Origin of the sequence: Streptomyces sp. NPDC088817 (assembly GCF_044750345.1) — a bacterium.
Lineage (GTDB): Bacteria > Actinomycetota > Actinomycetes > Streptomycetales > Streptomycetaceae > Streptomyces.
On the sequence record NZ_JBIVJN010000007.1, the window covers coordinates 112,922 to 125,480 of the forward strand.

General features: G+C 69.5%; 10 protein-coding genes and 1 pseudogene. 4 read left to right on the forward strand and 7 right to left on the reverse strand.

Features of this window, described 5'->3' with window-relative positions:
- Nucleotides 1-77: 77 nt before the first annotated feature.
- Together ACIP4X_RS14990 and ACIP4X_RS14995 are read left to right on the forward strand one after the other, a co-directional pair.
- Nucleotides 78-815 carry an ATP-binding cassette domain-containing protein gene (locus tag ACIP4X_RS14990; RefSeq protein ID WP_391456521.1) on the forward strand — a complete coding sequence of 246 codons (738 nt, stop codon included), beginning with the start codon at nt 78-80 and terminating at the stop codon, nt 813-815.
- Nucleotides 815-1,159: pseudogene (locus tag ACIP4X_RS14995) on the forward strand (ABC transporter permease); the annotation flags it as partial. The gene ACIP4X_RS14990 and the pseudogene ACIP4X_RS14995, both read left to right, overlap by 1 nt.
- Before the next feature lie 55 nt (nt 1,160-1,214).
- Here ACIP4X_RS14995 and hisS read toward each other — a convergent pair.
- A complete protein-coding gene (gene hisS, locus ACIP4X_RS15000; protein WP_391456519.1) occupies nt 1,215-2,477 on the reverse strand; it encodes a histidine--tRNA ligase in 1,263 nt (420 codons plus the stop codon).
- A gap of 13 nt (nt 2,478-2,490) precedes the next feature.
- The gene (locus ACIP4X_RS15005; RefSeq protein ID WP_358737512.1) at nt 2,491-3,204 is read right to left on the reverse strand and encodes an MBL fold metallo-hydrolase; all 714 of its coding nucleotides are present in this window, start codon (nt 3,202-3,204) and stop codon (nt 2,491-2,493) included.
- Nucleotides 3,205-3,370: 166 nt separating this feature from the next.
- Here ACIP4X_RS15005 and ACIP4X_RS15010 point away from each other — a divergent pair, with 166 nt between their 5' ends.
- Complete coding sequence (locus ACIP4X_RS15010; protein WP_358737510.1) at nt 3,371-4,204, forward strand: peptidylprolyl isomerase; 834 nt, start codon at nt 3,371-3,373, stop codon at nt 4,202-4,204.
- A gap of 146 nt (nt 4,205-4,350) precedes the next feature.
- On the forward strand, nt 4,351-5,580 hold the full coding sequence (locus ACIP4X_RS15015) for a DUF349 domain-containing protein (RefSeq protein ID WP_358737508.1): 1,230 nt from the start codon (nt 4,351-4,353) through the stop codon (nt 5,578-5,580).
- Nucleotides 5,581-5,675: 95 nt separating this feature from the next.
- On the opposite strand, the gene ACIP4X_RS15020 is transcribed toward ACIP4X_RS15015, so the two are convergent.
- From ACIP4X_RS15020 to yajC, 5 genes are all read right to left on the reverse strand, one after another.
- Nucleotides 5,676-8,183, reverse strand: coding sequence for a RelA/SpoT family protein (locus ACIP4X_RS15020; protein WP_391456516.1), 2,508 nt, complete (start codon nt 8,181-8,183; stop codon nt 5,676-5,678).
- Between the two features lie 213 nt (nt 8,184-8,396).
- Complete coding sequence (locus tag ACIP4X_RS15025; RefSeq protein ID WP_358737505.1) at nt 8,397-8,936, reverse strand: adenine phosphoribosyltransferase; 540 nt, start codon at nt 8,934-8,936, stop codon at nt 8,397-8,399.
- The gene (gene secF / locus ACIP4X_RS15030) at nt 8,933-10,051 is read right to left on the reverse strand and encodes a protein translocase subunit SecF (protein WP_358737503.1); all 1,119 of its coding nucleotides are present in this window, start codon (nt 10,049-10,051) and stop codon (nt 8,933-8,935) included. Before secF ends, ACIP4X_RS15025 begins: the two co-directional genes overlap by 4 nt.
- Nucleotide 10,052: 1 nt before the next feature.
- On the reverse strand, nt 10,053-11,810 hold the full coding sequence (secD, locus tag ACIP4X_RS15035; protein ID WP_358737501.1) for a protein translocase subunit SecD: 1,758 nt from the start codon (nt 11,808-11,810) through the stop codon (nt 10,053-10,055).
- A gap of 136 nt (nt 11,811-11,946) precedes the next feature.
- Nucleotides 11,947-12,429 carry a preprotein translocase subunit YajC gene (gene yajC / locus ACIP4X_RS15040; RefSeq protein ID WP_358737500.1) on the reverse strand — a complete coding sequence of 161 codons (483 nt, stop codon included), beginning with the start codon at nt 12,427-12,429 and terminating at the stop codon, nt 11,947-11,949.
- Nucleotides 12,430-12,559: the final 130 nt, after the last annotated feature.

A 12,559-nucleotide genomic window follows, 5' to 3' on the forward strand; every position in this document is an offset into this window, starting at 1 on the left:
TAGGTACACCGTCGGGTGACGACACCGGGATGTGCACGGCCGTACCCGAACGTTCGGTTCCGGACGATGCCCGGATCATGACGCGAAACGAACTCGCGGTGGACGTACGGGGGCTGCGCAAGCGGTACGGGGACGTTACCGCGGTCGACGGAATGGACCTGGCGATCAGGAAGGGCGAGGTCCTGGGGCTGCTCGGGCCCAACGGCGCGGGCAAGAGCACGACGGTGGAGATCATCCAGGGCCACCGCTCACGGGACGCGGGCGAGGTGACGGTCCTGGGGGCGGACCCGGCGAGCGCCACGCGCGCGTGGCGCTCACGTGTCGGAATCGTCTGGCAGGACGAATCGGCGCCCGCCGAGTTGACGGTCCGCGAGACCGTGCGGCACTTCGCCCGGTACTACCCGCGGCCGCGCGACCCGGAGGAGGTCATCGCCCTGGTCGGTCTGGAGGCGAAGGCGGGCAGCCGGATCAAGGCGCTGTCGGGCGGCCGGCGCCGCCGGCTGGACGTGGCCCTCGGGGTGATCGGCGGCCCCGAACTGCTGCTCCTGGACGAGCCGACGACCGGTTTCGACCCGGCTGCCCGACGCCGGTTCTGGGCCCTGCATCTCGCCCTCGAAGCGGCGCATCAGATCGGCGACGGCCCTGGTGGGGGTCCCGGTGTGCTCGGTGCGAGGGGTGCCGTCGGGGCCGTCCACTCGACGGTGACGCCGGTGGCGTGCCGTTCCCGCAGCTCATGGGAGGTGCCCTCGGCGACGATCCGGCCCCGGGCGACCACCGCCAGCCGGTCCGCGAGGGCCTCCGCCTCCTCCAGGTAGTGCGTGGTCAGCAGGATCGTCGTGCCCTCCTGGGCGAGCGTGCGGATCCCCTGGAGATCAGGCAGTTCTTCCGGCAGCGGGAGCAGGTGGTGTTCACTTTCGCCTTCCCGGTGGTGTTCCTGTTCCTGTTCGCGTCGATCTTCCGCGACGACGTCAGCGGCACCGGCGTCACCGCCTCGCAGCTCTACGTCCCGTCGATGGTGGCCTCGGGCATCATGTCGACCAGCTTCCAGTCCCTGGGCATGTCGATCGCGGTCGAACGGGACGAGAAGGTGCTGCGCCGGCTGCGTGGCACACCGATGCCGCCGACGGCGTACTTCTTGGGCAAAATCTGGCTGGTTCTGGAATGACAAAGGGCGCCGGTGCTCGGACGAGCACCGGCGCCCTTGTGTGAAGGTGTCAGCCGAGGCGGGATTCCAGTTCCGCGACGATCTCGTTGACCGCGATCGCCGTCTGCTCGCCGGACTCCATGTCCTTGAGCTGGACGACGCTGTCGGCGAGGTCGCGTTCGCCCGCGACGAGCGCGAAACGGGCACCGGACCGGTTGGCCGCCTTCATGGCCGCCTTGAGCCCCTTGTGCCCGTAGGTGAAGTCGGCGGCGATGCCCACCCTGCGCAGTTCGGAGACCTTCGCGAAGAGCACCCGGCGGGCCTCCTCGCCGAGCGGGACCGCGAACACGCTGGTGGTCGCCGGGAGTTGGAGTTCGATGCCCTCCGCCTCCAGGGCCAGGACCGTACGGTCCACGCCCAGCGCCCAGCCCACCGACGGCAGGGCGGGGCCGCCGATCATCTCGGACAGGCCGTCGTACCGGCCGCCGCCGCCCACCGCGGACTGGGAACCGAGTCCGTCGTGCACGAACTCGAAGGTGGTGCGCGTGTAGTAGTCCAGTCCGCGGACCAGCTTGGCGTCGTCCTCGAAGGCGACGCCCTGCGCCTCCAGGAGCGACCGCACCTCCTCGTGGTACGCCTTGCAGGCGTCGCACAGGTAGTCGCGCAGCAGCGGGACGCCCGTGAGCTGCTTCTGGACCGACTCCCGCTTGTCGTCCAGGACGCGCAGCGGGTTGATGTCGATCCGGGCCCGGGTGTCCTCGTCCAGGTCGAGGCCGCGCAGGAAGTCCTGGAGCGCGGCCCGGTAGACCGGACGGCACTCCTTGTCGCCGAGGCTGTTGAGCAGGATGCGGAACTTGCGCAGGCCCAGCGAGCGGTACGCCTGGTCAGCCAGGATGATCAGCTCGGCGTCCAGGAACGGGTCCTCCGCGCCGATCGCCTCCGCGCCGACCTGCGAGAAGTGGCGGTAACGGCCCTTCTGGGGACGCTCGTAGCGGTAGTAGGAGCCGGAGTACCACAGCTTGACCGGCAGGTTGCCGGCCTTGTGCAGGTTGGCCTCCAGCGCGGCCCGCAGGACGGACGCGGTGCCCTCGGGCCGCAGCGCGAGCCGGTCGCCGCCCTTGGTCTCGAAGGCGTACATCTCCTTGGTCACGATGTCCGTGGACTCGCCGACCCCGCGCGCGAACAGCTCCACGTTCTCGAAGCCGGGGGTCTCGATGTAGCCGTAGCCGGAGTCGCGCAGCGGGGCGGCGATCGCCTCGCGGACCGCCAGGTACTTCGCGGAGTCCGGCGGGATCAGGTCGTACGTGCCCTTGGGGGCCTTGAAGGTGCTCACGGGAGGTCTCTCGTCACATTCCTCGTCGGGGAGCGTCGTCCAGTTCCGCTCCCGAGCCGGCGGCCACCTGCCGCAGATAGGGGTTGGTGGCACGCTCGCGGCCGATGGTCGTCTGGGGGCCGTGGCCGGACAGCACCACGGTCGAGTCGTCGAGCGGCAGGCACACGCGGGCCAGCGAGTCGAGCATCTCGGCCATGTCACCGCCGGGCAGGTCGGTGCGTCCGATGGAGCCGGCGAACAGCAGATCCCCGGAGAAGAAGACCGGCGGGATGTCCGCGGCCCCGGGCATCCGGAAGGTCACCGACCCCTTGGTATGGCCGGGTGCGTGCGCGACGGAGAAGTCCAGGCCGGCCAGCTCCAGTGCGGCGCCGTCGGCCAGCTCCCGGACGTCGTCCGGCTCCCCCACGGTCAGCTCGCCCATCAGCGGCATGCCGATGGAACGGCCGAGCGCCTTCTCGGGGTCGCTCATCATGAACCGGTCGGCGGGGTGGATCCAGGCCGGGACGTCGTGCGCGCCGCACACCGGGACGACCGAGGCCACATGGTCGATGTGGCCGTGGGTGAGGACGACGGCGACGGGCTTGAGCCGATGCTTCCTGATCGCTTCCTCGACGCCTTGGGCGGCCTGGTGGCCGGGGTCGATGATCACGCACTCCTCACCGGCGGCGGGGGCGACGAGGTAGCAGTTCGTCCCCCAGGCCCCGGCGGGGAACCCGGCAATGAGCACGATCGTCCTTCGTTGTGTCGATACGGGCGGCTGAAGCTGTTGTCAGAGCCTACCGGCGCTGCCGGATCCTCAGCGAACCCATATACGGTACGGGTCACACGCGGGTGCCCGCCTCGGGCGACGCACCCGTACCCGTGGACACACGAGACGCTGAGGAGAGAACGCGGTGGTCAGCCAGGAGCAGCGGCGACGTCAGCTCGCCCGGGAGAAGTTCTTGCGGCAGCAGCAGCGGCGCACCGCCACGCGGCGCAAGGCACGCGTACGGAACTCCGTGATCGCGTCGGTACTCGGCGTGGTCCTCATCGGCAGCGTCGCGCTGTACACGACCGGGGTGCTGAAGGACGGCAAGGACGACAAGGCCAACGCGAGCGCGGAGGTCACTCCCAGCGCGTCGGCCACCAGCAAGGCCCCGGACCCGTGCGCGAAGCCGGCCGCCGGCTCGGTGAAGAAGCTGAGCTGGGACAAGGAACCGGCGATGACGATCGACAAGTCGGCGAAGTACACGATGGCGCTCGACACCACGTGCGGCACGATAGACCTGGATCTGAAGGCCTCCGCGGCGCCGCACACCGTGAACTCCTTCGACTTCCTGGTCGGCAAGGGCTTCCTCGACCACACGAAGTGCCACCGGCTCACCGCGGAGGGCATCTACGTCCTGCAGTGCGGCGACCCGGAGGGGACGGGCCGTGGTGGCCCCGGGTACACGATTCCCGACGAGAACCTCAAGGACAAAAGCCTGAAGGGCGACGTCTATCCGGCGGGCACCGTGGCGATGGCGAACACGTCGCAGCCCAACAGCGGCGGCAGCCAGTTCTTCCTGGTGTACCAGGACAGTCCGCTTCCGCCCAGCTACACCCCCTTCGGCACCGTCTCCGAATCCGGTATGAAGGTGCTGAAGAAGATCGCCGACGCCGGTGCCCAGCCGGCCGATCCGCAGACGGGCAACACCGCCCCGAACGCGACCGTGGTGATCAACAAGGCGACGGTGACGAAGTCCTGACGTCAGCGGCGGCCAGCTGGGAAATTTCGGTCGCGCTGGATGCGGACAGGCCACCCGCCGGTCGCCTATGTTGGCGGTGACGAAACTGTGGACGATGCCCGGGGGAGCTTCGAGGCCCTCCGCAGGCATCATGTGGAGGAGGCGCTGTGAGCAGCGACCCGTGGGGCCGCGTCGACGAGACGGGGACCGTGTACGTGCGTACGGCCGACGGCGAGCAGGTTGTCGGTTCCTGGCAGGCCGGCTCCCCCGAGGAGGCATTGGCCTACTTCGAGCGCAAGTACGAGGGCCTGGTTGTCGAGATCGGCCTCCTCGAGAAGCGAGTGCAGACCACCGACCTGTCGGCGAAGGACGCCCAGGTCGCCGTCGACCATCTGCGGGAGCAGGTCGACGCGCACCACGCGGTCGGTGATCTGGAGGCGCTGCGTGCGCGGCTGAACAAGCTGGTCGAGACGGTCGAGGCACGCCGTGAGGAGCGCAAGGCGCAGCGCTCCCGGCAGGCGGACGAGGCCCGGCACGCCAAGGAGGCGCTGGTCACGGAGGCCGAGGAACTGGCCCGTTCCGACCAGTGGCGGGCGGCCGGGGAGCGGCTGCGCGCGCTGGTGGACACCTGGAAGGGGCTGCCGCGTCTGGACCGCAAGTCCGACGACGACCTGTGGCACCGCTTCTCGCACGCCCGGTCGGCGTTCTCCAAGCGGCGCAAGGCGCACTTCGCGCAGCTCGACGCCCAGCGCGAGGACGCGCGCAGGGCCAAGGAGCGGCTGGTCGCCGAGGCCGAGGCGCTGTCGGGCTCGACGGACTGGGGTCCCACCTCGGCCCGCTACCGCGAGCTGATGACGGAGTGGAAGGCCGCCGGCCGTGCCCAGCGGGAGCACGAGGACGACCTGTGGAACCGCTTCCGCGGCGCCCAGGACGTCTTCTTCGCCGCCCGCAGCTCGGTGTTCGCCGAGCGGGACGCGGAGCAGTCGGAGAATCTGAAGCTGAAGGAGGAGCTGGCCGAGGAGGCCGAGAGGCTCCTGCCGATCACGGATCTGAAGGCCGCCCGGGCCGCCTTCCGCTCGATCAACGAGCGCTGGGAGGCGATCGGCCATGTGCCGCGCGACGCCCGTCCGCGGGTCGAGGGCCGGATGCACACGGTCGACCGGGCGCTCCAGGAGGCCGAGGAGACCGAGTGGCGCCGGACGAACCCGGAGGCGCGGGCGCGTGCCGAGGGTCTGACCGGTCAGCTCCAGGCCGCCGTGGACAAGCTTCGGGGGCAGATCGAGCAGGCCCGTGCCCAGGGCAACAGCGCTCGGGCCGACAAGCTGGAGAAGGAGCTGGAGGGCCGCCAGGCGCTCCTGGACCAGGCTCTGAAGGGTCTGCAGGAGTTCGGCGGCTGAGACCGGTCCCACTGGATCCGGCGACACTTCCACGCACGGCTGAGGGCCCCCGTAGCGCCTACGGGGGCCCTCAGCCGTTTCCTGTGCCTGCTCGGCTATGCCCGGCTGCGTGCCGAGGTGACGCGGTAGACGTCGTAGACGCCCTCCACGCCCCGTACGGCCTTCAGGACGTGCCCCAGGTGCTTGGGGTCGCCCATCTCGAAGGTGAAGCGGGAGGTGGCGACGCGGTCGCGGGAGGTCTGGACGGCCGCGGAGAGGATGTTGACGTGCTGGTCGGAGAGCACGCGTGTGACGTCCGAGAGCAGGCGGGAGCGGTCGAGGGCCTCGACCTGGATGGCGACCAGGAAGACCGAGGACTGGGTGGGCGCCCACTCGACGTCGAGGATGCGCTCCGGCTCACGCGACAGTGACTCCACGTTGACGCAGTCGCTGCGGTGAACCGATACACCACTACCCCGCGTGACGAACCCGATGATCGGGTCGCCGGGCACCGGAGTGCAGCAGCGGGCCAGCTTGACCCACACGTCGTCGACGCCCTTGACGACGACGCCCGGGTCGGCGCTGGAGCGGCGCTTGCGGGAGCGTCCGCGCGAGGGCGGCACGCTCTCGTCGATCTCCTCGGTGGCCGCCTCCTCGCCGCCGAGCGCCTGCACCAGCTTCTGCACGATGTTCTGCGCGGAGACGTGCCCCTCGCCGATCGCCGCGTAGAGCGCGGAGATGTCGGAGTAGCGCATCTCGTGCGCGAGCGTGACCAGTGAGTCGCCGGTCAGGATGCGCTGGATCGGCAGGTTCTGCTTGCGCATCGCGCGCACGATGGCGTCCTTGCCCTGCTCGATCGCCTCGTCCCTGCGCTCCTTGGAGAACCAGGCCCGGATCTTGTTGCGGGCGCGCGGGGACTTGACGAAGCCGAGCCAGTCGCGGGAGGGGCCGGCGCCGGCCGCCTTGGAGGTGAAGACCTCCACCAGGTCGCCGTTGTCCAGGGTCGACTCCAGCGGTACGAGCCGGCCGTTGACGCGTGCCCCTATGGTGCGGTGGCCGACCTCGGTGTGGACGGCGTACGCGAAGTCGACCGGGGTGGCGCCGGCCGGGAGCGCTATGACGTCGCCCTTGGGGGTGAAGACGAAGACCTCGTTGCGGGACAGGTCGAAGCGCAGCGACTCCAGGAACTCGCCGGGGTCCTCGGTCTCCTTCTGCCAGTCCAGCAGTTGCCGCAGCCACGCCATGTCGTTGATGGCGTCCTTGTCCTTGGCGGAGCTCTTGGGCGCGTCGGTGCGCACCTTCGAGGCGCCGGCCACGGCCTCCTGCTTGTACTTCCAGTGCGCGGCGATGCCGTACTCGGCGCGGCGGTGCATGTCGAACGTGCGGATCTGCAGCTCGACCGGCTTGCCGTTGGGGCCGATGACCGTCGTGTGCAGCGACTGGTACATGTTGAACTTGGGCATCGCGATGTAGTCCTTGAACCGGCCGGGGACCGGGTTCCATCGCGCGTGCACGGTGCCGAGGGCGGCGTAGCAGTCGCGGACCGTGTCGACGAGGACGCGGATGCCCACCAGGTCGTAGATCTCCGCGAAGTCGCGGCCGCGGACGATCATCTTCTGGTAGACGCTGTAGTAGTGCTTGGGCCGGCCGGTGACGGTCGCCTTGATGCGCGCGGCGCGCAGGTCGGCCTGGACCTCGTCGGTCACGATCGCGAGGTACTCGTCGCGCTTGGGGGCGCGCTCGGCGACGAGGCGGACGATCTCGTCGTACATCTTCGGGTAGAGGATCGCGAAGGCGAGGTCCTCCAGCTCCCACTTGATGGTGTTCATGCCCAGCCGGTGGGCGAGCGGGGCGTAGATCTCGAGCGTCTCGCGGGCCTTCTTCTCCTGCTTCTCGCGCTTGAGATAGCGCATGGTTCGCATGTTGTGCAGGCGGTCGGCGAGCTTGATGACCAGGACGCGGGGATCCTTGGCCATGGCGACGACCATCTTGCGCACGGTCTCGGCCTGCGCGGCCTCGCCGAACTTGACCTTGTCCAGTTTGGTGACGCCGTCGACGAGCAGGGCGACGGTGTCGCCGAAGTCGCGGCGCAGCTGGTCGAGGCCGTACTCGGTGTCCTCGACGGTGTCGTGCAGCAGCCCCGCCATCAGGGTGGCCGGGTCCATGCCGAGCTCGGCGAGGATGGTGGTGACGGCGAGCGGGTGCGTGATGTACGGGTCGCCGCTCTTGCGCTTCTGGCCGCGGTGCCAGCGCTCGGCGACCTGGTAGGCGCGCTCGATCTGGCGCAGGGTCGAGTTCTCGATCTTCGGATCGTTGCTGCGCACTATCCGCAGCAGCGGCTCGAGCACCGGGTTGTACGGGTTGGCGCGCTGCACGCCGAGGCGGGCGAGGCGGGCGCGGACGCGGTTCGAGGAGCCGGAGCGGCCGGGCTGGCCCGCGGAGGGGCGCGCGACGGGCTGCGCCGGCTTGGGACGCGCGGCCTCACCCGTCTTGCCGACGGGGGCCGACTGGGCGTGCTCGGCCGTCCCACGGTGGTCGCTCTTCGCGTGCTGCGCGGGCTTCGCCGCGGGCGCCGAGGCGGACTCGGGCTTGGCGGCGGTCAGTGGCTGGGCCTCGTCTGGCAAGAGGACTCCTCGTGCGCGATCCGGGTCCCCCGGTCAGGCTCCGGAGCCCCCATGGTAGCGATCCACAGCCCCAGGATCCCCTCCAGCCCGATCGAAGGACCGTTTACGGTACAAACACACAACCCGGACACATGATTCCGGTACCCGCACTCCAGGCCGCCACCCCGGAAAGCAGAGAAGCCCGGGGCGACAGCCCCGGGCTTCTCCGTGGAATCAGAGGCGGAGGAGGGACTCCAGTGGGGCTCCCGACAGTGCCGGTTCCAGGCGGGTGCGGCCGCCGAGGAAACCTAGTTCCATCAGGACCGCCACTCCGGCGACCTCCGCTCCCGCCCGGCGGATGAGCTGGATGGACGCCTCCGCCGTACCCCCCGTGGCGAGCACGTCGTCGATGACGAGGACACGGTCCCCGGCACTCAGATCCTCCGCGTGGACCTCGATCTCCGCCGACCCGTACTCCAGGTCGTACGCCTGGCTCAGGGTCGCCCCGGGAAGCTTGCCCGCCTTGCGCACGGGGATGAAGCCGAGCCCCGCGCGGAGCGCGACCGGGGCGCCGAGGATGAAGCCGCGGGCCTCCAGGCCGACGACCTTGGTCGCCCCCTCCCGCGTGCCCACCTCCGCCAGCGCGTCCGTCAGGACGGCGAACGCCGCCGGATCGGCCAGGAGCGGGGTGATGTCCTTGAACATCACGCCCGGCTCCGGGTAGTCGGCCACGTCACGGATGCGGCTGAGCAGCAGCTCCTGGACGTCGGTCATCGGCGCTTCCCCGAGGGTCGGCCGCGGCCACGGCCGCGGGAGGCGGACTGGTCGCGCGAACCGACTCCGGCAGGCGCGGCGTCCTCCTCGTCGTCACCGGCGGGGACACCGGCGGGCTCCGCGTCCAGGGGCTCGCCCTGCGCCGCCGCATGCGCCCGCTTGGCGAGGACACGCTTCTTGAGGGCCTTCATCTGCGGCTCGAGCTCCTTGAGGTCGGCGACGAGCGGCGTGGCGATGAAGATCGAGGAGTACGCGCCGGCCGCGAGGCCGACGAACAGCGACAGCGAGATGTCGTTCAGCATGCCCGCGCCGAGCACACCGCCGCCGATGAACAGCAGGCCCGCCACCGGCAGCAGCGCCACCACGGTGGTGTTGATGGACCGGATCAGCGTGCCGTTGATCGAACGGTTCGCGATCTCGCTGTACGTCCAGCGGGTCTGCCGGGTGATGTCCTTCGTCTGCTCCTTGAGGCTGTCGAAGACGACGACCGTGTCGTAGAGCGAGTAACCGAGGATCGTCAGCAGACCGATCACCGTACCGGGCGTGACCTCGAAGCCGACGAGGGCGTAGACACCGGTGGTGATCGTCAGGTCGTGGATCAGCGCGACGAGCGCCGCCAGGGCCATGCGCCACTCGAACGCGATCGCCAGGTAGATCACGACCAGGATCATGAAGATCGCCAGGCCCTGCCAGGCCTTGTTGGCGATCTGCTCGCCCCAGCTCGGACCGACCAGGTCGGCGTTGATGTGCTCCGGGTTGACCTTCAGGTCCTTGGCCAGAGCTTCCTTGATCTGGTCGGACTTCCCGGTCTCGATGCCGGCGATCTGGATGCGCAGGCTGCCGTCACCGAGCTTCTGCACGATCGACTCCTGGCCGGAGGCGTCGTGGGCGAAGCCCTCGGCCTGGGCCACCGACGCACTCATGTGCTTCGGCGTGGTGAAGACCGCGCCGCCCTGGAACTCGATGCCCATGTTCAGGCCGCGCACCGCCAGGCCGAGGATGGCCGTGATGGTGATCAGGATCGAGACGCCGTACCAGATCTTGCGGTTCTTGATGAAGTCGTAGCCGACCTCGCCATGGTGCAGTCGGGCGCCGAGGTTACCGAGCTTGGACACCTCACGCCTCCTTCGTCTCGATGGGGGCGGAGGAACGGCGGGTGCGGCGCAGCGGAGGCTTGGCACCCAGGCGCTTGGGGTCCAGACCGGACCAGGTGTGGCCACTGGCGAAGAACTTGCGGCGGGCGAGGATCGTCATCAGCGGCTTGGTGAACAGGAAGATGACGACCACGTCGAGCAGCGTGGTCAGGCCGAGCGTGAACGCGAAGCCCTGCACCTTGCCGACGGTCACGATGAACAGCACGGCGGCGGCCAGGAACGACACGAAGTCCGAGACGAGGACGGTACGCCGGGCCCGCGGCCAGCCGCGCTCCACGGCGGGGCGCAGCGAGCGGCCCTCTCGGATCTCGTCCCTTATGCGTTCGAAGAACACGATGAACGAGTCCGCGGTGATACCGATCGCGACAATCGCACCGCACACGGCCGGCAGGTTCAGCGCGAAGCCGATGGTCGGGCCGAGCAGCGACATGAGCGTGTACGTGAGGATCGCGGAGACCATCAGGGAGGCGATGGCGATCATCGCCAGTCCGCGGTAGTAGACCACCAGGTAGATCACGACCAGGGCGAGGCCGATGGCGCCCGCGATCAGGCCGGCGTGCAGCTGCTCACCGCCGAGCGCGGCGGTGACGGTGGTGACGCTGTCCTCCTTGAAGGTCAGCGGCAGCGCGCCGTAGGACAGCATGTTGGAGAGGCCCTGCGCCTCCTCCTGGGTGAAGTGGCCGGAGATCTCCGCGCTGCCGCCGGTCAGCGCCTCGTGGACGTACGGGTCGGAGACGACGTCGCCGTCCAGGACGATGGCGAACTGGTTCTGCGGCGAGGGGTTCTGGGCCAGCTTGCCGGTGATGTCGGCGAACTTCGTGGCGCCCTTGGAGGTGAACTCCATGGTCACGGTCCAGCCGGAGGCGGTCTGCGTGTTGAAGACGGCGTCCGCCTTCTTCACGTCGGTGCCGTCCACCGCGGCGGGGCCGAGCAGGTACTTCTGCCACACGCCCTGAGAGCTCTTGCCGCAGGCGACCGTCGACTCGGTGGGCAGCACGCCCTTGCCCGCGGTGGCGCGCACGGACTGCTTGCTGCAGTCCAGGGCGGCGTACTCGGCCTGGAGCTTGCTGTTCGCGTCACCGGAGGCGCCGCTCGGGGACGGGCTGGCGGCCGGGGCCGACGCGCTCGCCGAGGCGGCCGGGGATCCGCTGGCGGCCGGGGTGGCGTCCGCCTTCAGGGCGTCGGTGACCGGGCGGCCCTGCTGGGTCTCGGAGGCCGAGGGGCTCGGGGATCCTGAGGGGGTCGCGTCGCCGGTGGACTTGTCGGTCGCCTTGTGGGAGGTGCTCGGCGACGGCTCGGCCGGGGCGGCGCCCGAGATGTCGGTGGCGAGCACCGGACGGAAGTACAGCTTCGCGGTGGTGCCGACCTGCTCCCGCGCCTGCTTGGAGTTGGTGCCCTTGGGGATGTTGACAATGATGTTGTCATTCCCCTGGGTCTGGACCTCGGCCTCCGAGACGCCGAGACCGTTGACACGCCGTTCCATGATGTTGACGGCCGTGTCCATGTTGGCCTTGTTGATCGCGGATTCCTGACCGCGCTCCGGAACGGCCCGGAGCGTGATGCTCGTACCGCCGGCCAGGTCGATGCCCAGGCGCGGGGCGGTGTTGCCCGTGAGGAACATGCCTCCCGTGAGCGCCACGATGGCGATCAGAATGAGGGCCAGCGAGCGCCCCGGCTTGCTCTGGGCGCCCGCACTGCGTCCCTTTTTGGATACAGCCACCTTTTAGTTACTCCCTCTCGGGCCGTCCCTCGCCGGGTGGGCTCGGCTGACGGCCATCACATGGTGTCGGAATCCCGCGCGAAGTCGACGCGACCCAGGGCACGCGCAGGTTGGTGCCGCGCGCCCTGGGTGGAGACTACTTCGCCTCGGAGTCGCCGCCGGTCTTCTTCGGCTCGTCCTCGGCCTTCGCCTCGGCGGGGTCCGCCGGCTCCTCGGCCGCGTCCTTCTTGCCGAGGTCGACGGACTTGTCGTCGGAGGCGTCGGCGGGCTCGTCGGTACCGGTGAGGGAGGAGGCGTCGTCGGGGACGAGGTCGGCGTCGGACTTCAGGTCGTGCTCGACGCCGTGGACGATGCGGTTGTACTCGTCGTCGGTCAGGACGGTCGCGATCGAGTTCTTGGCGAACAGCAGCTCGACGCCCGGGCCCGCGTCGAGGAGGACCGTGTCGTCGTTGACCTCCTTGACCGTGGCGTACATGCCCCCGATGGTGCGGACACCACTACCGGGCTGCATCTGGTCGCGCATGTCCGCGGCCTGCTGCTGCTTCTTCTTGGCCGACCGGGTCATCAGGAACATGGCCCCGATGAGCACGATGAACGGGAGGAGGGTCACGAGACTCACGGGTCGGAACTTCCTTCACACGACCGCGATGGGGAGCGGCCTGATTGGTTGGGGGTGTGTGTACTGCCTACAAAGGCGGCATCGGCGGAGTCTAGGCGAGTCCGCATGCATGGAACAACGCTCAGCATGA

Excerpts from the sequence above, each read along its gene's own strand:
- ACIP4X_RS14990 (WP_391456521.1), top strand. The coding sequence starts at position 78 with ATGACGCGAAACGAACTCGCGGTGGACGTACGGGGGCTGCGCAAGCGG.
- ACIP4X_RS15025 (WP_358737505.1), bottom strand. The coding sequence starts at position 8,936 with ATGACCGACGTCCAGGAGCTGCTGCTCAGCCGCATCCGTGACGTGGCC.